The following is a 19,130-nucleotide window of genomic DNA, read 5'->3' on the forward strand; positions in this document are numbered from 1 at the left end:
CATTACAGCGAGCTGTATTTCTCTCTCAAATGCTGACGGACAAGTTCAGCGATGGTATTAAATACAAAGGTGAATACAAACAAGACAAAGGCTGCCAGGAAAAGGATCCGATAGTGGGAACTGCCCACTTCACTTTCCGGCATCTCAATGGCAATGGTTGCAGAAAGCGTGCGCAAACCTTCCAGCACATTCCAGTCCATAATCGGCGTATTTCCTGTTGCCATCAGCACAATCATGGTTTCACCCACGGCGCGGCCCAGCCCCATCATAATGGCAGAGAAAATCCCCGGGCTGGCTGTCAGTAACACCACGCGTGTCAGTGTCTGCCAGTGTGTCGCTCCCAGTGCCAGAGAGCCGCTGGTTAGGTGAGCAGGAACGGAAAAAATGGCATCTTCGGCAATGGTAAAAATGGTCGGGATCACCGCAAATCCCATCGCGATACCAACCACCAACGCATTTCGCTGATCGTAGCCAATCCCCCACTTACTGGCGAGATACATCTTCAGATCGCCGGAAAAAAAAGCCTGCTCAAAATACGGGCCGAATTGGAAACAAACATAGAACAAAAGCACAATTACCGGGATCAGTAATATAATGTGAAATCCACCGGGTATCCGGTGTCGCACTTGTCCCGGCAACAGCGACCAACAAAGGCCGACTAGCAACAATACAAGCGGAAATACAGGAACCAATAACGCAATACCGGCCAAGTTTTCCTCAACGATAGGTGCCAGCCATATTCCGGCCAGAAAGCCCAGAATAACCGTTGGCAACGCTTCCATAATTTCGACTGTCGGCTTAATGACCCGGCGCATTTTCGATGACATGAAATAAGCGGTATAAATCGCTCCTGCCAATGCCATCGGGATCGCAAAGAACATGGCATAAACGGCGGCTTTCAGAGTACCAAAAACAATCGGCACCAGGCTCAGCTTAGGCTCAAACTCATCACTGGCCGATGTCGACTGCCAGACATAATCCGGTTCCGGGTAGCCCTCATACCAAATCTTCTGCCACAGTGAGGCAAAAGCAATTTCCGGATGGCGGTTTTTAACCCGATAGATCTGCCACTGATCGCCGTTTACCGTGATTAACCGATCTGCCCGAGGGGAAATTGCCACATGTTCAGGTAACGTATCAAAATGTTGTGCACGGTAAATGGCTTCTTTCACCGAAGTATAAAAAGCTGACAGCTGACCATCCTGCTGAACAGCAAAAAAGCCTTTGCGGGAATATTCCGGAACCAATTGAACAACCGGACTGTTGCCAATTTCAAAGTGGCGCGCCTTAATCATTTGCCGCTTACCGTCACGCAGTACTTCAAACCACTGTGAAACCAAGTTGTCACTGGTTGTAATCAGCAACGAATTTGCGCCGGATAATAGTGTCAGCTGTTCTGGCAAAGCATCGTCAGTGCTGACATCCACCGCTTCCCGTATCACAGGCTGCTTACCGTCCAGCACAACCACGTAAAGGCTGCTACCGGCAATGGCATAGAGAGTGCGGCCATCTGGGGTTACCGCCAGTGATTTAATGTCCTTGGGTAAACCATCAACAACAAAAGAACGCGACATCCAGGACGAATCGTCTCCCAACAGACTCTCCTGATGGCGAAACACCATCACTCTTACCCGATGATCGGCAGTTGCTCCGGCAATGACGGCCTGCTCATCGCGCATTGATACCGCCAGCTTCACAATCGGTTGCCCCTCGGGATCAAGCTGCACTTTTTGTCCTAACGGATAATCAATTCCGGAGATGGTTTTCTTATCACCATCGGAAAAATCAGTACGAAAGGTCGGTTTGAACACCACCACCTCACCGGACTGGCCGCCATAACCGTAAACCTCTTCCTTTGGCAATGTCCGGGCAAAACTGGCTGGGGATGCTGTCACTGTATATTCATTTAACAACGCACCAGTCTGTGATGAATTCAAGTCAATAAAGCTCAGTCGCCCCTGCAGTGACATGCGATAGGCGATATTATTTTGCTCATTGATACGAATTGCGGCCGGATGATCAGAAAAAGAAACAGAGAAGGCCTGTTGCGGCTTCACCTTTACCGTTTCGAATATCGGCAAGATGACAAATAGCAGGTAGAAAAAGATCAGAACCAGGGTAATAAGTACAAAAATCCCGCCAGCCGTTACCCCATAGCGCGCCAGTCTGTCTTTTACCCGGCGGCCAGGGCTGTCACTCATCAAAAATGCACTGGCGTCTGCCATTATTACCTCAAAAATTTTATAGGTTTACGAATAATATTTCTTTTAGGTGACAATTATATTACAGCGCGAACCCGTCCGGCTATGTCTGCATCAGAGTTATCAAACCATCACTGATGGGTGACAAAGCTTTGATTATGGATGACCTAGTTTTGCAGCTAAATGTCATTAATCTTAATGCTTTATGAACTAAACTTCATTTAAGTGATATGCGATCCAGGCATCTGGACAGCTAATGCACACAATCTCATAATGAATTGGCATACAACGAAAAAGGAAGTCGTTATGAAGCACCTTATCATTACTGTCATCGGCAAAGACCGCCCCGGACTGGTGGAGCTACTTTCAGATACGGTTTACCAAAATAATGGTAACTGGCTTTCCAGCAGTCTGAGTAAACTTGCCGGTCAGTTTGCAGGGATCCTGCAAGTCGAAGTCGCCTCCCAATATATTCCGCTATTAAAAAACGCTTTATCACAAATCAATGAGCTGCAAATCCATATTGTTGAGGATGACAACAGTAATGCGCCCGCCACTGCTCTTCACAACCTCACCGTCACAGGCAACGACCGTCCGGGCATAGTCAAAGACGTAACGGCTCGCTTGAACCAACTTGGTATCAATATCAACAAACTCAAAACCGAAAACCAAAGCGCGCCTAACTGGGGCTATCCGATTTTTACCGCTCATTTCCAGCTCGAATTACCACAAGGATTAGAACTGGATGTAGTTCAGGATTCTCTTGAGCAAATCGCTGATGATTTAACCGTTGATATGGATGACAACTGATAACAACTAACCCCGTTTCTTTTGGCCCATAAGCTTATTAGCAGGATGACAATGAGCACGGAACCTCTCTATATTGAAAAAGAATTAAGTTGGCTGTCTTTTAACGAACGCGTGCTGCAGGAAGCGGCAGACAAATCTGTCCCGCTGATTGAGCGAGTGCGTTTCTTAGGGATTTTTTCTAATAACACTGATGAGTTTTACCAGGTACGTTTTGCTGATGTAAAACGCCAAATCCTGATCAGCCAGGAACAAGGCGGTGATGACAGCGCCAAACAACTGTTAAGTAAAATCCAGAGCCGGGTGCTAAAACTGAATCAGGACTTCGATAACCTGTACAACGAAATCCTGCTGGAAATGGCACGCCGCCATATCTTCCTGATCAACGAACAACAGCTCGATGACAATCAGAAAATATGGCTGAAGAAGTATTTCCGTAATGCAATCCTTCCGCACATCACCCCGATCCTGCTGACCAAAGATATCGATCTGCTGGAGTTCCTGAAAGACGAATACTCTTACCTGACAGTCGAAATGCAGCAGGGTAAAAAGAAAAAATACGCCCTGATTGAGATCCCGACCGATCAGTTGCCACGATTTGTCCAAGTACCGGAAGCCAAAGGCAAACGCAGAAAGACTTTAATCCTGCTCGACAATATTATTCGCTTCTGTCTGGATGATATTTTCAGCGGCTTTTTCGAATACGATAAGCTGACCGCTTATTCTATGAAAATGACCCGGGATGCCGAGTATGATCTCGGGCTGGAAGTCGAGCACAGCCTGCTGGAACAGATGTCAGAAGGGCTCAAACAGCGCCTTAATGCCATGCCGGTCCGCTTTGTGTACCAGCGTGACATGCCCAGCGACATGATCAAAGAGCTTTGCCGCCTACTGAAGGTCTCCAGTTATGACAGTATTATTCCCGGCGGACGTTACCATAACTTCAAAGATTTCATCGGCTTTCCGAATGTGGGCAGGAAGTACCTGGAAAATCCTCCGCTACCACCAATAGAGAGCTACCATTTCAGTTGCGCCCAAAATGCGTTTGATGCGATCAAGGCACAAGATATCCTGCTGTATTACCCCTACCACACCTTCAACCATATGACGGAGCTTGTGCGTCAGGCCGCCTACGATCCGAAAGTACGCAGCATCAAAATCAACATCTACCGGGTTGCCAAAGACTCCCGGATTATTGAATCAATGATTGAAGCCGCCAATAACGGTAAACGGGTAACGGTAGTGGTTGAATTGCAGGCCCGTTTTGACGAAGAAGCCAATATCATCTGGGCCCGCCGCCTGACCGAAGCTGGTGTACACGTACTTTTCGGTGTACCGGGTCTGAAAATCCACTCCAAACTTTGCCTAATCACCCGTAAAGAAGATGACCGTTTTGTCCGCTACGCCCACCTCGGCACCGGTAACTTCCATGAAAAAACCGCCCGGATTTATACCGATTTTGCGTTTTTCACCTGCGATGAAGAAATTACCAATGAAGTCCGACAGGTATTCGGTTATATCGAAAACCCGTACCGTCCGGTTGAATTCAACCACTTAGTCGTGTCACCACGTAATTCCCGCGCCCGACTTTATGACCTAATTGACAGGGAAATTGCCCATGCCAAGCAAAACCTGCCTGCTGGTATTACACTTAAGGTGAATAATCTGGTCGATAAGGGTTTGATAAACATGCTTTATCAGGCTAGTAGCGCTGGCGTTGAGATCAAATTGATCATCCGTGGTATGTGCTCATTGATCCCGGGGATCAAAGAGATCAGCGAAAATATCACCGCAATAAGTATCGTCGACCGCTTCCTGGAACACCCTAGAGTAATGGTGTTTGAGAATAACGGTGATCCGGAAGTGATGATCTCGTCAGCGGACTGGATGACCAGAAATATCGATAACCGTATCGAAGTCGGCTGTCCAATCCGGGATCCGGTACTGAAGAAAAAAATTATCGATATCCTGAATATCCAAATGTCTGATACCGTCAAAGCACGGATTATCGATAAAGAAATGAACAATCATTATGTGCCGCGAGGTAATCGTCGCAAGATCCGCTCCCAAACAGCGACCTATGATTACCTGAAAAATACGGAAAAACAGCTCCGAAAAAAAGCCGAAAAAGCGATGAAAAACAATGATTGAAAATCAACGTCCACGCGAAATCGCAGCAATTGACCTTGGCTCGAACAGTTTTCATATGGTCGTTGCCAGAATCGTCGGCCAGAGCCTGCAAATTATCAGCCGGCACAAACAGCGTGTACATCTGGCTTCCGGCCTGGATGCCCACCAAAACCTTGATCAGGCCGCTATTCAGCGCGGCCTGAACTGCCTGGCAATGTTTGCAGAACGCCTGCAAGGGTTCGAACCGGAAAATGTCCGCATTGCCGCAACTTATACCCTGCGTCAGGCTCAGAATGCCCACGTTTTTCTCAAGCGGGCCGAAAGCCTGATCCCCTACCCGATAGAAATTATTCCGGGTACGGAAGAAGGCCGCCTGATTTATCTGGGGGTCGCTCATACCCAGCCGGAAAACGGTCGTAAACTGGTAGTTGATATCGGTGGTGGTAGTACCGAGCTTATCATCGGCGAAGACTTTGACACTCATCTCGTCTATAGCAAGCACATGGGCTGTGTCAGCTATGACCAACAGTTTTTCCCTAAAGACAAAATCAGCGCAAAAAGCATGGCTGCCGCCAAACTTGCCGCCGAACAAAAGCTGGAAAGTATCGCCAGTAAGTACCGCAAGAAAGGCTGGCAATATGCAGTCGGCTCTTCCGGCACTATCAAAGCTATTCGTGAAGTACTCATCGGGATGGGCTGTGCAGATGGCATTATTACCGGCAAACGACTATGCCAGTTAACCGACAAAATCCTGGAATTTAAGAACGCACAAGACCTTAACTTCCAGGGACTAAGCGATGACCGTAAACCGGTATTTGCGGCTGGTGTCGCTATCCTCAGCGCTGTATTCAATTCCTTGGAAATTGAGCAGATGACCTACTCTGACGGTGCCTTACGGGAAGGCTTGCTGTATGAAATGGAAGATCGCTTCCGTCACAGTGATATCCGAACCCGCACCGCCGATGCCATGGCAGCGCAATACCATGTTGATATGGAGCAGGCTAACCGGGTGAAAAATACCGCCGAAATGCTCTACAACCAAATTGAACCTCAGCCGGGACTGGCAAAATCAGAACTTTCAACCCTGCTTGGTTGGGGGGCATTGCTGCATGAAGTCGGTTTGAGCATCACCTATCCGGGATTCCATCGCCATTCTGCCTACCTGTTGCGCTACAGCACCATGCCGGGATTTAATCTTGAGCAGCAAACCGTATTGGCTACCCTTGTTCGCTTCCAGCGCAAAAGCCTCAAGCTGGAAGAAATGCCTGAACTCAATATCTACAAGCGCAAACACCTGTATCCGCTGATCAGAACCCTTCGCTTGGCGGTCGCCCTCAACGGCCAGAGAACCGATGATCCTCTGCCGCAAATCAAAGTAAAAGCCGACAAAGAAGACTGGCTGTTAAGCCTGCCGAAAGACTGGGAAAACAATAACAAACTATTGGCGGCCGATTTACGCCAAGAGCAGGAATACTGGGCTAAAGCAGGATGGGGACTCAACATAAAATAGCCTGATACAGCTCAATAAAAGCGAGCAATATGAGTAGAAAAAACAAGCCAAGCTAGTCTCAGCCAGGCTTTCTTATTCCGTGGGTTTAAATTATTGAGCGGATATCAATTCGCGCTCAAACCCAGAGTCTTCATATCCTCTGCCACAATCGAGGCAGGTAAAGGCACATAACCGTCTTTCTCAACAATATCCTGCCCGTTACGGGAAAGAATAAAACGGATAAATTCAGCATCTAGCGGCGGCATGGCTTCGTTCGGGTGCTTATTTACATAGATATATAAATATCGGGCCAGAGGGTAGCTACCATTGATAGAGTTCTCAATCGTCGCCTCGACAAAATTGTTTCCATCCCGTGCAACCGGAATCGCACGGATCCCCGTGGTCTTATAGCCGATCCCAGAATAACCAATGGAATTGAGTGAACTGGAAACCGATTGTACCACTGATGCAGAGCCCGGTTGCTCATTGACGTTATTGCGAAAATCGCCTTTACACAGCGCGCGCTGTTTGAAATAGCCGTATGTACCGGAAACAGAATTTCGGCCAAACAACTGAATACTGCGTTTTTTCCAGCTGCCTTCCAGCCCCAGTTGCCCCCAACGAGTGATCGACTCTAAAGCACCACAGCGCAGCGTCCGGGAGTAAATCGCATCAAGCTCAGCAAAGTTGATCCCCTCAAGCGGGTTATCCTCATGAACGAACACGGCCAGCGCATCTATTGCAACTCTGATCGCCGTAGGCTGATAACCATGCTCTTGCTCAAAAGCTTCAATTTCGCGCGATTTCATCGCCCGGCTCATCGGCCCGAGCTGCGCAGTTGCTTCAATCAGAGCAGTTGGTGCGGTTGAGGAACCTGCAGCCTGAACCTGAATATTAACGCTCGGATAAATCCGCTTAAATTCTTCCGACCAGTAAGTCATCAAGTTGGCAAAGGTATCTGAGCCAACCGATGACAGGTTGCCGGAAATACCGCTCACTTTGTAATATTCAGGTAGCTCCTGATCAACAGCCGATGCTCCCCAACTGACAAGCAAAGCCAGCAGGCATCCTAGTTTTCTGAACCTTGCAGTCATATGTTCCTTGTAAACAGCAAAAGCGGCCGAGAGCCGCTTGTATCATATCTATATTGTCTGGCTGGTGTTAAACCCCTTATCAGGCAGCTTTGGCAACCAACCTTTCAGGCAAGGTGAAAGAGAAAGTACTGCCTTCACCTACCTCGCTTTCAATTTCCAGGTGCGAGTCATGGTGGCTCAGGGCATGTTTCACAATCGCCAACCCAAGACCACTACCTCCGGTTTCCCTGGAGCGGGCTTTATCAACCCGATAGAATCGCTCGGTCAGACGATGGATATGCTGCGGCTCGATCCCCTCACCACTGTCTTTTACTTCCAACCTTGGTCCCGTCGCAGACAGATACCAGCGCACCGATACTTCAGCATTTTTCGGCGTATGTTTCACCGCGTTATACACCAGGTTAGAAATCGCACTGCGCAGCTGATCTTCATCGCCCAACACTTTAAGCGACTTATCAACTTCGAAGGTAAACAGGTGCTTATCACCGCCACTGAGTGAAATAGCTTCTTTTTCCAGAATATCCAGCATCGCCGGCACATCCACCGTTTCTTCCAGCTCAATGTTCGGCGCAGCTTCAATCTTGGACAAAGTCAGTAACTGCTCAACCAGCGAATTCATTCGCAGCAGCTGCTCAGTCATTACCCCATGAGCTTTATCCCACATCGGCCCGACCAGCATATCTGGATCTTTCGCCATTTCCAGATATCCCTGCAAAACCGTCATTGGTGTACGCAGCTCGTGAGATACGTTAGCAAAGAAGTTACGTCGCATACCTTCAAGCTGCTTAAGCTGTGACACATCACGCACCACCATCAGGTACTCACCTTCGGTATAGTGCATGATCCGCAGTTCAAGGGTACGGTCATAGTTAAATGGCGAGGTGATCTCCAACGGCGTCTCAAAGGACTGTTTAGCCAGATAGCGGACAAAATCGGGACTGCGGAGAAGGTTGCTGATCGGTTGACCGGCATCATCCGGCCAGCGAAAACCCAGCAAGTGCTGAGCCAGTTTGTTACACCAGACGATATTCCCTTCGCTTCTAAATACAACAACGGCATCAGGAAGGGATTCCGCACCATTGCGGAAACGGCGGATTAAAGTAGCCAGCTCTTTGCGGCGGCGTCGGTTACGCTGCTGCAAGCGATAAAGGCCGTTAAACAAAGGCTCCCAGCTACCAGAGCCTGATGGTGGAGTCAGGCTGCGATCTTTCCACAACCAATCGGACATCTTCAGTTGGTTATGAAAATGCCAGATGAGTTGGATCCAAGTGGCAATCAGCAGGAACCATGGCATATAGCCAAAAATCATTCCCAGTGCGATCCAGGGCAAGTAGAAAAAGGCCAGTTCAAGAACCAGCTTTTTCCACGACAGCCGTTCAACCATTTATTACTCCATCCAAACGAAAGCTTCTATTCGCTTTCGTTTTTTGTTTCAAATTCGCCTGTATCAAAAGCTAACTTAACGCTAATAACTAGGTACGGGTAGAGAATCGGTATCCGGCACCGCGTACAGTCTGAACAAGTTTGTCATGACCACCAGCTTCCAATGCTTTACGCAGGCGTCGGATGTGAACATCAACCGTGCGGTCTTCAACGTAAACATTAGTACCCCAGACATTATTCAAAAGCTGCTCACGGCTGTAGACTCGCTCTTGGTGAGTCATGAAAAAGTGCAGCATCTTGAACTCTGTCGGCCCCATATCCAGCGGTTCGTCATTCGACGTCACACGGTGTGAAACCGGATCCAGCTTCAGCCCCTGAACATCAATCACATCTTCCAATGATGTCGGCGACACCCGGCGCATAACCGCCTTCAAACGAGCCATCAGCTCCTTCGGAGAAAAAGGCTTGGTAATATAGTCATCCGCACCGGCTTCAAGGCCACGAACCTTGTCTTCCTCTTCGCCGCGCGCAGTCAGCATCACCACAGGGATCTTACGGGTCATTTCATCCCGCTTCAGATGTTTCATCAGGTTGATCCCGGAACCGCCGGGAAGCATCCAGTCCAGCAGAATCAGTTCAGGATATGGCTCGCAGATTTTCTCCAATGCAGAGTCAAAATCTTCAGCTTCAATCGCCTCATATCCTTTCTGTTCGAGGACAAAGCACAACATTTCACGAATCGGTGCTTCATCTTCTACAACAAGAATCCGTTTTACCATAGCAATAGTTACCCAGTAGTAGTTGCTGTCTGTCGAGCGTCATTATGTGTTTTTATTATGACACTTTTGTGACTCGGCGCGATAAAAGCCAGCCCGTATGTATTGGATTACATTACCAAAGTGTTCCAAGAACTGTTCAGGAACTGTCCCGGTTCGGTTCCAAACCGGGCAGTTATCATCCCGTCTTAACACCTCAGGCCAGCCATGAACAACGAGCCTGCAAGTTACCAGCCTAGCTGTAAGTCAAATAGGAAGTTTAGCCCCGGACGGACACCTTACTGCGACCACCACCCTGTGCCTCAACCGCCACCTGTACTCCTATCCGCTCAACCATGGTACCAACGTGGGAGATCACCCCAATCTGACGGCCATCAGCCTGCAGGGCATCCAGACAGGCCAGAGCCATTTCCAGGCTATCCGGATCAAGCGTACCGAAACCTTCATCAATAAACAGGGAGCCCAGTTGACGTGTATCGGCCGCCAGAGAAGCCAGCGCCAGTGCCAGTGCCAGGGAAACCAGGAAGCTTTCACCGCCGGACAACGACTCAACGCTGCGAACTTCATCCCCCATGTCATGGTCGATCACCTGCAACGCCAGCGGGCTGTTCGGTACCGGCTGCAGCGCATAACGCGGTGCCAGATCCTGCAAATGTTCGTTAGCCAATACCACCAGCTGCTGTAAGGTCAGCCCCTGTGCCAGGGTACGGAACTTATTACCGGTCGCCGAACCAATAAGCTCACTCATCTGCAGCCACAACTCGGTTTGTTGCTGCTGGCTCATCAATTTATCGGTCAGCTCACCAGCCTGCTGCTCGGCCTGTTCAGCCTGAACCTGACGCTGACGGGACTGAAATACCTGCTCATCCAAGACCTGCTTCTGCTGGTTCCAGTCTTCAAACAACTGCGCCTGCTGCTCAGTATCTGCACTGATAGCATGCTGTTCAAACCACTCCCGGGCACTGTCTGCCAACGGTTTATGATCAATCACGGCTTGCTCGCGCTCAACCAACAGAGTCTGGGCGGAAGATACCGCCTGATCAATGGCCTTCAGCGCCTGACGCTCTTCTTTCAACCAGGCTTCATCTTTACTCAGCAACTGCATCAGCTGATGTTCATTAAGGCCCAGCTTTTTCTGCCATCCCAGCCAGCTTTGTACCACTTTGCGATGTTCAGCCGCCGTTTCATCTTCCTGCTTACGGGCGCTGTTCAGTGCCGCTTCTGCCGCAGCCTGCGCTTCACCGGCCTGACGCTGCATGACTTCAGCCTGGCTCAACGCTTCCTGCTGGGTGTTAATTGTAGCTTTATGCTGAGCTTCCAGTTGCTCTGTATCCTGCTCACCCACCAACGACAACCTCAACTGCCAAATCTCAGCCGTTTCATGCTGTAGCTGACCGGCTTTTTGCTGCCAGTCAGTCAGCTGTTTCTCAAGGGCAACCAGCGAGGTTTCAATTTCCGCCAACTTAGGTGCCAACTCGGACAGCTGCTTTTCAATGTCCAGCACTTCACGCTGGTTCGCCAAGAACTGCTCAACCTGATATTTCAGCTGCTGAATATATTGCTCGGCACCGTACTGACGCAGCATATCCAGCCACTGATCATTACCGTACTGCTCGTTAAGTGCTTCAGCACGGGAAGACAAAACGTCCTGCTGAGTCTGGCTCTGTTCATCCAGAGACTGCAGGCGTTCCTGCCACTGGGTCGCATTCTGCTCCAGCTTGTGTTGCAACTCTTTCAGCTCGCTTTCCGCCTGTTGGATACTCTGCATTTGCTGCTGCAACTGGCGTGCCTGATGGATGTGGTACTGACGTTTCTCCAGGCTATGCTGAAGCTGCTGCAATTCAGCATAAGTCAGCTCGGCTTCCTGCTGCCACTGGCGGATTTGCTGCTCCAGTTGCTCACTGGCTACATCCTGCTCAAGAGAATCCGTCAGCTCCAGCTGTTTCAGCAATGCCATCATCTGGCTGAACACCTGCTCGATATATTGCTCAAAGCGCTGCAGTTCAGCGGCAATCAGCTGTAATCGCTGCTGGCATTGCGGCAGCTGCTGTTGCAAATGCTGGCGCTCACCTTCTCCGGCCTGCATCTGGTGCTGCAGCTCATGCAGACGCTGGCGCATGCTGTGCAGAACCCCTTCAACCGCCGGATGCTGTTCGGCATACGGGTGCTCAGTCGAACCACACAATGGGCAAGGCTCATCCTGTTTCAACTGACTGCGGTATTCACTCAGGTTGACCACCGCCATACTCTGCTGGAAGGTGTGCTCGGCTTCCTGATATTGGGTTGCCAGCATTTCCAACTGCGGCTGAAGTTCTTTCAGTCGCAGCTCCGCTTTATCCTGATAGCTCTGCCACTCCTGCTGCTCGGCTTTAAGTTTGTCTTTCTGTTGCAGCAGTGATGCCCACTCTTTCGAGCCGGACATAGCCTGACGCAAGGTATCGAGCTGCTGTTGCTGCTCATTGAACCGTTTCTGCTCATCGCTTTGCGCCTGCTCAAGCGATTCCACATCCATTCCTTTGAGCTGAGCGTCAACCATCGTTTTCTGCTCAATCACCGTCTGCATCTGTTGCTCAAGCATCGCGGTATCACGCTGATGGTTCTGCTGCTCAAACTGGATCTGCTGTTTGTCTTTGCTCAGGCGAACCAGCGTCCGATGAGCCGTCAGGTACTGATCCAGGTTATCCAGTACCGGCTGATACTGCTCGGCGACACCAGCCAGCTCGCGATTCTGATCCAACACGACAGCCAGCTGATGATGGCGCTGCTGCAATTGATGACGCTGCTGATACAGTTCCTGCTGGCGCTGCTGTTGCTCGTTAAATACCTGAACCTGTTGCTGATAATCTTTGTCGATATCACCAAGCTGGCGTTTCAATGAATCCAACTGCTGATCCAGCGCGCTGGCCTGTTTTATCTTCGGCTCCTGCTCCTGCCACTGCAGTTGAGCCTGATTCAGAGCATGTTTAGCCGTCTGAGCCTGATGGTCGGCATCAATGAGTTTCTGTTTTTCCCCCTGCAGCGCGGCTTCTGCATCAGACAGGGTTTTCTTCAGCTTCGATAATTGCAGCTCGGTTTGCTGCAACATCAGAAAATCACCGCTGGCAGGCTGAGCTTTTTCAATTAAATCCAACTGCTCATAACGAGGCTGGGCTTCTTCCTGCTGTGATTTGGCATCAGCCTGAGCCTGAGTCGTTTCGGCCACACGCTCTGCCAAAATATTTTCTGACTGCAACGCTTGTTGATGTTTGGCAAAAACATTGATCTGCCCTTCCAGCTGCTGCACTTGCTGTTTCAGGGCTTCAACCTGCTCAGTCAATTGCTGTTTCTCTTCGTCACTGAGCAACGCGATATCGCCCAGCTTGTCCTGCAACTGAGCCAGCTTCTGTTTTTCTTCCCGGGCACGCTCGTAGGCTGCCACCGACAAGCGACCGTATATTTCACCACCGGTCATACGTTCAAGCAGCGCGGCACGCTCATCGGCACCGGCTTTAAGGAAAGCGGCAAACTCCCCCTGCGGCAACATCACTGCCCGGCGGAACTGCTCAAAAGAAAGGCCAATCAGACGCTCGATTTCAGCCTGTAACTCTGCTTTTTTGCCGGCAAATCGCTGGCCGGTCTCAATATTTTCCAGCCACTGCTCAGCAGCCTGGATCCTGCCTTCGGCGCGACCACGGGCACGACGGACATGCCAGTGTGCCCGCCAGTGACTGCCGTCATTGGCGACAAAATCGACCTCGGCAAAACCTTCTGCTTTACCGCGGGTAAGAATGCTGCGGACATCGTTGGCTTTGATCCGTGCGGCATCACCGTCACGACCGATTTCCGCATCATTTTTCTTGTTCGATTGCAGGCGTGGGATCCGGTCATATAACGCCAGACAGATGGCATCAAGCATGGTCGATTTACCCGAGCCTGTTTTACCGGTAATCGCAAACAGGCCGGCTTCACCTAATCGGCCGTGGGCAAAATCAATCTCAAATTTATCTTGTAAGCTGGCAAGGTTCTCGCCACGTAGCGCTAAAATCTTCATCGTTATTTTTTTCTCACCACTTATGCTTCACTTTCTTCAAGCTGAGTCAGCAGGGTTTCAAATGCTGCTGCCATCGCTTCGTCCGGCTCACCGTCATATTTTTTCGACCAGCTGAGGCTGAATACCTGCTGCGGTGACACTTCCGACAAGCGGCGGTAGTTCAGGCTGTCCTGCTGCTCCTGCTGTCGGTAATGCGGTGTGATTTTTGCCAGCCGGACAGCTTTTCCTTCCAGCGCACCCAACACTTTTTCCCGCAACAACGCCTGCGGCTTATCAAGCAGGATATGGACTTCCAGAAACGGCTGCTGCTCGCGGGGACATTCTTCAACCTCCAACGCCTTCAGCTCTTCCAATACCTGCTCCAGCGGAGCCGGCGAACCCGGCACTTTCAGCATGTCAACGGCACGCGGGATTGGCAGAGGCTCAATCTCTGTCACCTTGTCGCCATCAAGATCCACCAGCACGACCTGATGGTTATAGCCTCGCTCCGACATCGACAACGGTAACGGCGAACCGCTGTAACGAATATGCTCCTGTTTGGCAACGCGCTGGGCCAGGTGCAGGTGTCCCAGTGCGACATAGCTGATATCGTCGGCAAAAATAGAAACCGGCAGCGCATGCTGGTTACCGCCCAGTACCCGGCGCTCCGACATTTCAGACAGCTTGCCCGACGCCATGTAGGCGTGACCCATTCCAATCAGGGCCTGCTCCGGCGTTTTCTGGTTCCGGGCAACTTCCGTCATTTCGGCATACAGGGTTTCAACGCCTTTGATCAGGCGGTCATCGTCTTCTTGCAAATCCTCGGTACGCAGGTCGGCACTACGCAAAAACGGAACGGCCAGCACCCACGCCGCCTGCTCTCCGGACTTATCGGTCAACGGCACCAGCATTCGCTGGTGATCCAGCTCACCGTTCTCATCACGGTGAATACCGCCGACCATGTGCAAATCAAACGCTTTCAGCAATTCATGCGGGGCATCCAGTTTGCTCGGCGAATCATGGTTACCGCCAATCATCACCACATCCAGCTTCGGCATGGTCTGCGCCAGGCGTGCCATAAAACGGTACAGCATCCGCCAGGCACTGGCCGGCGGGTTGGCTGTATCAAAAATATCACCGGCCACCAGCAGGGCATCTACCTGCTGTTGTTCCAGTGTTTCTGCCAGCCAGTCGAGAAAAGTCTGATGTTCGTAATCGCGGTTATAACCATGAAGCTGATGGCCTAAATGCCAGTCGGAGGTATGGAGGATTTTCATTACGATATGTATATGCCAGTCAGGAAAACTTACCCGATTGTACCCCACAATTTTATTTTCCCAAGCCGCAAAGCCAGAGAAAAATGCGACAAAACCAGAGCAATGCAATAAGATTGTCAGCCTGATGCACAACCTAGGATTTGTAACTGCCATGATGTGGTTTAAAAACGTACTGACATATCGCTTTAGCCGTGAAATTGAGCTAAATCCGGATCAGCTGGAAAAACAGCTTGAAGAGTTTCGCTTTACCCCTTGTGGTAGCCAGGACATGCAAAAATTTGGCTGGGTTCACGCTCTGGGCAAGCACGGTGATATGTTCACCCATGTAAGTGGCGACAATATTCTGATCTGTGCCCGTAAAGAAGAGAAAATGCTACCGTCTTCAGTGATCAAAGAATCAATGGCAGCCAAGGTTGAAGCGCAGGAAAAAGACCTGGGCCGTAAGCTGAAGAAGACAGAAAAAGACACCATCAAAGATGAAATCGTGATGGATCTGCTACCTCGTGCTTTCAGCCGCCACCAGCAAACTTACGCGCTGATCATGCCGAAACAGGGCTTTATCGTAGTTGATGCAGGCAGCTTCAAAAAAGCAGAAGATCTGCTGGCGCTGCTGCGTAAATCTATCGGCAGCCTGCCGGTTGTACCGGTAACGCCGGAGAAACCAGCTGAGCTGACCATGACTGAGTGGGTACGTTCTAACACTTCACCAAACGGCTTTACTGTCGGTGAAGAAGCCGAGCTGAAAGCAGTACTGGAAGACGGCGGTGTGGTTCGTTGTAAGCAGCAGGATCTGAGCAGCGATGAAATCATGGCTCACATCGAAGCTGACAAGCTGGTAACCAAGCTGGCTCTGAACTGGCAGGATCGTATCGACTTCGTGCTGGGCGAAGACCTGACTGTTAAGCGCCTGAAGTTCTCTGATGACCTGAAAGACGAAAATGACGACATCGACCGTGAAGATGTTGCTCAGCGTATCGATGCTGACCTGTCACTGATGTGCGGCGAATTCTCTGCCTTCCTGCCTAACCTGTTCGAAGTACTGGGCGGCCTGGAAGCGAAGGAATAACAATTTCAAAAGCGAAGTATGGGGGACAAGTTTCGAGTCTCTGTACTTCGCTTTTATTATTCCCACCCTCTGCTCTACTGACTCTTCTCTCTTTTTCTTGCCTCTCAATACTTAAAACTCACCTCTTTCCCCCGTTTTCGTTGCCTTTGTGGTACGGATCACAGTAAAATCGCGCCTCACACCCGTATCCCCCTGCGATACGGCCTGATTTGCAATCAGACACTGGAATATAAGAGCTATGTTTAAACCTGAATTGTTATCGCCTGCGGGCAGTCTGAAAAACATGCGTTACGCATTCGCCTACGGTGCAGATGCTGTCTACGCTGGCCAGCCACGTTACAGCCTTCGTGTTCGTAACAACGAGTTCAACCACGAGAACCTGAAAATCGGTATCGACGAAGCACACGCCCAGGGCAAGAAGCTTTACGTGGTATGTAACATTCAGCCACATAACTCTAAGCTAAAAACTTTCATCCGCGACCTTAAGCCAGTTGTAGACATGGGCCCTGATGCCCTGATCATGTCTGACCCTGGCCTTATCATGCTGGTTCGCGAAAACTTCCCTGAAATGCCGATTCACCTGTCTGTACAGGCGAACGCAGTTAACTGGGCAACCGTTAAATTCTGGGAAAGCCAGGGCGTTGAGCGTGTCATTCTGTCACGCGAGCTGTCTCTGGAAGAGATCGAAGAAATCCGTGAAAAATGCCCGAACACCGAACTGGAAATTTTCGTTCACGGTGCGCTTTGCATGGCTTACTCTGGTCGCTGCCTGCTTTCCGGCTACATCAACAAGCGTGACCCGAATCAGGGTACCTGCACTAACGCTTGCCGCTGGGAATACAAAGTAGAAAAAGCGACTCAGAACGATGCTGGCCAGATCGTTGAAGTTCAGGACGCGGTACAAATGCAGGACGCAGAGCGCCCTGACAACACTATCGGCCTAGGCAAGCCAACTGATGAAGTTATGCTGCTGAGTGAAAGCCACCGTCCTGAAGAGAAAATGGCGGCATTCGAAGACGAGCACGGCACTTACATCATGAACTCAAAAGATCTGCGCGCTATCCAGCACGTTGATCGCCTGACTAAGATGGGCGTTCACTCGCTGAAGATCGAAGGTCGTACTAAGTCGTTCTACTACTGTGCACGTACCGCTCAGGTTTACCGTAAAGCAATTGATGACGCAGTAGCGGGCAAGCCGTTTGACGAAAGCCTGATGGGTACGCTGGAAAGCCTGGCACACCGTGGCTACACCGAAGGCTTCCTTCGCCGTCACACTCACGATTCATACCAGAACTACGATTACGGTTACTCTATTTCTGACTCACAGCAGTTTGTCGGTGAGTTCACAGGTAAGCGCCGTGGCGACCTGGCTGAAGTTGAAGTGAAGAACAAATTCGTTGTCGGCGACAGCCTTGAAATGATGACGCCGCAAGGCAACGTGATCTTCACCCTTGAGATGATGGAAAACCGCAAGTCAGAGTCAATCGACGATGCGAAAGGCAACGGCCACTTCGTATTTATCCCAGTTCCTCAGGATATGGATCTGGAATATGGCCTGCTGATGCGTAACCTGAACACAGGTGAGAACACTCGTAACCCTCACGCACCTAAAGACAGCAAGTAATCGCTATGGCACTGCTAATTACCAAAAAGTGCATTAACTGCGACATGTGTGATCCTGAGTGTCCAAACGAAGCGATCACCATGGGTGATGAGATCTACGAGATCAACCCGGATAAATGCACAGAATGTAAAGGTCATTACGACAAGCCGACCTGTCAGTCAGTTTGTCCGATCACCAACTGCATTATTACCGACCCGGATCACGTTGAGACCGATGACGAACTACTTGAGAAGTTCGTTACCCTACAAGGTCTTGCATAATCTCGGGTTCACTAAAAAAAGCGCCAGATGGCGCTTTTTTTATATCAGTGACCCGTATTAGTTTCGTAACAACGCCAGACACTGATCCGGTGGCACGGGGGCTTTCTTCTTCGCTTTCTTGGCCACTTTCTTTGGCTTTTCCTTCTTCGGTGTCAGCTTAGGCTTCCAGGAAGTTAACTCAGCACCGCAACCATCCCCGGCTGGCGGTGCTTTCTGTGCCTTGCAGTTACTGTCGCCGTCCGGGCAATGGAGCCGAACATGGAAGTGGTAGTAGTGCCCCCACCAGGGCCGGACTTTGCGCAACCAGCTCCTGTCTTTCCATTCCTGCTGGCACAGTTGTCCTTTGATAACCGGGTGGACAAAAATCCGCGCAACCCGCTCATCAACGGCAGCCAGGCTGATCAACTGCGCCTGCTCCTGTCCCCAGTTATCCTTGTTGATTTTGTAATCCTTGAGGTGAACCATAGGCAGCGGCTGGACATCAATCAGCTCTTCTTCAGAAAGTGGCTTATCGGTCAGCTTAAGCCAAATATCTGCATCCAGCCCCGTTTGATGACTGGCATGACCGGATGAAAAACGCCCGCCACGCGGCATGGCAATATCACCCACCAGCAACTGCCCCAACTCCAGCTTATGCACTTGCTTCGACAGATCTCGCAAAAATGTGATGGTTTCCGGATGACCATAATAACGCCCACGGTGAGAACGCATCACTTGATAACCTTCGCCCTGCAAAGGCAGGTTTTCGCCTCCGGCCAGACAACCATTGTTGTATGTCCCAATCGACTGCGGCTGCTCTTCGGTTGGCGATTCAACCTTCTCCCAAGGACTTGCCCAAACAGGCAATGCCACCATCAATCCAAACAGCGGTAACAATAAACGTCTTAACACTTTGTCCCTTCCCTGCCCGTTGAAAAATATCCCTCGTAAAAGCATAGCAAGCGATGACAAATCACAACCACAAAAAAGGGCTGCTCACCGGCAGCCCTTTCCAAACCCAATAAAGCAATCGCG

13 protein-coding genes are annotated in these 19,130 nt (G+C 50.3%); 6 read left to right on the forward strand and 7 right to left on the reverse strand.

From position 1 onward, the window contains the following. Positions 1–2: 2 nt before the first annotated feature. Positions 3–2,225, reverse strand: a complete 2,223-nt coding sequence (locus C942_RS14240; RefSeq protein ID WP_007466750.1) for an ABC transporter permease subunit — start codon at positions 2,223–2,225, stop codon at positions 3–5. Between the two features lie 282 nt (positions 2,226–2,507). Between C942_RS14240 and C942_RS14245 the strand changes: the two genes are divergently transcribed. The 3 genes from C942_RS14245 to ppx are packed head-to-tail and all read left to right on the forward strand — an operon-like array spanning position 2,508 to position 6,648. Then, complete coding sequence (locus C942_RS14245) at positions 2,508–3,011, forward strand: glycine cleavage system protein R (RefSeq protein WP_007466752.1); 504 nt, start codon at positions 2,508–2,510, stop codon at positions 3,009–3,011. A 51-nt stretch (positions 3,012–3,062) separates the two neighbouring features. Then, positions 3,063–5,159 (forward strand): polyphosphate kinase 1, encoded by a 2,097-nt coding sequence (gene ppk1 / locus C942_RS14250; RefSeq protein WP_007466754.1) that lies wholly within the window; start codon positions 3,063–3,065, stop codon positions 5,157–5,159. Further along, positions 5,152–6,648 (forward strand): exopolyphosphatase, encoded by a 1,497-nt coding sequence (gene ppx, locus C942_RS14255; protein WP_007466755.1) that lies wholly within the window; start codon positions 5,152–5,154, stop codon positions 6,646–6,648. The genes ppk1 and ppx overlap by 8 nt, the downstream gene beginning before the upstream one ends. 104 nt (positions 6,649–6,752) lie before the next feature. Here ppx and C942_RS14260 read toward each other — a convergent pair whose 3' ends face one another. The 5 genes from C942_RS14260 to C942_RS14280 form a co-directional block, all read right to left on the reverse strand. Then, positions 6,753–7,721, reverse strand: a complete 969-nt coding sequence (locus tag C942_RS14260) for a PstS family phosphate ABC transporter substrate-binding protein (RefSeq protein WP_007466757.1) — start codon at positions 7,719–7,721, stop codon at positions 6,753–6,755. A 79-nt stretch (positions 7,722–7,800) separates the two neighbouring features. Next, the gene (phoR, locus tag C942_RS14265; RefSeq protein ID WP_007466759.1) at positions 7,801–9,105 is read right to left on the reverse strand and encodes a phosphate regulon sensor histidine kinase PhoR; all 1,305 of its coding nucleotides are present in this window, start codon (positions 9,103–9,105) and stop codon (positions 7,801–7,803) included. An 88-nt stretch (positions 9,106–9,193) separates the two neighbouring features. Beyond that, a complete protein-coding gene (gene phoB, locus C942_RS14270; RefSeq protein WP_007466762.1) occupies positions 9,194–9,883 on the reverse strand; it encodes a phosphate regulon transcriptional regulator PhoB in 690 nt (229 codons plus the stop codon). A 256-nt stretch (positions 9,884–10,139) separates the two neighbouring features. After that, positions 10,140–13,910 (reverse strand): AAA family ATPase, encoded by a 3,771-nt coding sequence (locus tag C942_RS14275; protein WP_007466764.1) that lies wholly within the window; start codon positions 13,908–13,910, stop codon positions 10,140–10,142. 20 nt (positions 13,911–13,930) lie between these two features. After that, positions 13,931–15,166, reverse strand: a complete 1,236-nt coding sequence (locus C942_RS14280; protein ID WP_007466766.1) for an exonuclease SbcCD subunit D C-terminal domain-containing protein — start codon at positions 15,164–15,166, stop codon at positions 13,931–13,933. 154 nt (positions 15,167–15,320) lie between these two features. Between C942_RS14280 and rdgC the strand changes: the two genes are divergently transcribed. From rdgC to C942_RS14295, 3 genes are all read left to right on the forward strand, one after another. Continuing rightward, positions 15,321–16,232, forward strand: a complete 912-nt coding sequence (gene rdgC, locus C942_RS14285) for a recombination-associated protein RdgC (protein ID WP_198160168.1) — start codon at positions 15,321–15,323, stop codon at positions 16,230–16,232. A 238-nt stretch (positions 16,233–16,470) separates the two neighbouring features. Next, positions 16,471–17,856: a prephenate-dependent tRNA uridine(34) hydroxylase TrhP gene (gene trhP / locus C942_RS14290; RefSeq protein WP_007466771.1), complete on the forward strand. Its 1,386-nt coding sequence runs from the start codon at positions 16,471–16,473 to the stop codon at positions 17,854–17,856. 5 nt (positions 17,857–17,861) lie between these two features. Continuing rightward, complete coding sequence (locus tag C942_RS14295; protein WP_007466773.1) at positions 17,862–18,116, forward strand: YfhL family 4Fe-4S dicluster ferredoxin; 255 nt, start codon at positions 17,862–17,864, stop codon at positions 18,114–18,116. 57 nt (positions 18,117–18,173) lie between these two features. Here the strand turns inward: C942_RS14295 and mepA are convergent, their stop codons facing one another. Beyond that, a complete protein-coding gene (mepA, locus tag C942_RS14300) occupies positions 18,174–19,007 on the reverse strand; it encodes a penicillin-insensitive murein endopeptidase (protein ID WP_007466775.1) in 834 nt (277 codons plus the stop codon). Positions 19,008–19,130 lie beyond the last annotated feature (123 nt).

The sequence above is a fragment of the Photobacterium marinum genome, assembly GCF_000331515.1.
Classification (GTDB): Bacteria; Pseudomonadota; Gammaproteobacteria; order Enterobacterales; family Vibrionaceae; genus Photobacterium; species Photobacterium marinum.

Bases quoted from the DNA above. Each gene is read 5' to 3' on its own strand.
- C942_RS14280 (WP_007466766.1), bottom strand. From the start codon at position 15,166: ATGAAAATCCTCCATACCTCCGACTGGCATTTAGGCCATCAGCTTCAT.
- rdgC (WP_198160168.1), top strand. From the start codon at position 15,321: ATGTGGTTTAAAAACGTACTGACATATCGCTTTAGCCGTGAAATTGAG.
- C942_RS14275 (WP_007466764.1), bottom strand. From the start codon at position 13,910: ATGAAGATTTTAGCGCTACGTGGCGAGAACCTTGCCAGCTTACAAGAT.
- C942_RS14240 (WP_007466750.1), bottom strand. From the start codon at position 2,225: ATGGCAGACGCCAGTGCATTTTTGATGAGTGACAGCCCTGGCCGCCGG.
- C942_RS14245 (WP_007466752.1), top strand. From the start codon at position 2,508: ATGAAGCACCTTATCATTACTGTCATCGGCAAAGACCGCCCCGGACTG.
- phoB (WP_007466762.1), bottom strand. From the start codon at position 9,883: ATGGTAAAACGGATTCTTGTTGTAGAAGATGAAGCACCGATTCGTGAA.
- ppk1 (WP_007466754.1), top strand. From the start codon at position 3,063: ATGAGCACGGAACCTCTCTATATTGAAAAAGAATTAAGTTGGCTGTCT.
- C942_RS14260 (WP_007466757.1), bottom strand. From the start codon at position 7,721: ATGACTGCAAGGTTCAGAAAACTAGGATGCCTGCTGGCTTTGCTTGTC.
- ppx (WP_007466755.1), top strand. From the start codon at position 5,152: ATGATTGAAAATCAACGTCCACGCGAAATCGCAGCAATTGACCTTGGC.
- phoR (WP_007466759.1), bottom strand. From the start codon at position 9,105: ATGGTTGAACGGCTGTCGTGGAAAAAGCTGGTTCTTGAACTGGCCTTT.
- trhP (WP_007466771.1), top strand. From the start codon at position 16,471: ATGTTTAAACCTGAATTGTTATCGCCTGCGGGCAGTCTGAAAAACATG.
- C942_RS14295 (WP_007466773.1), top strand. From the start codon at position 17,862: ATGGCACTGCTAATTACCAAAAAGTGCATTAACTGCGACATGTGTGAT.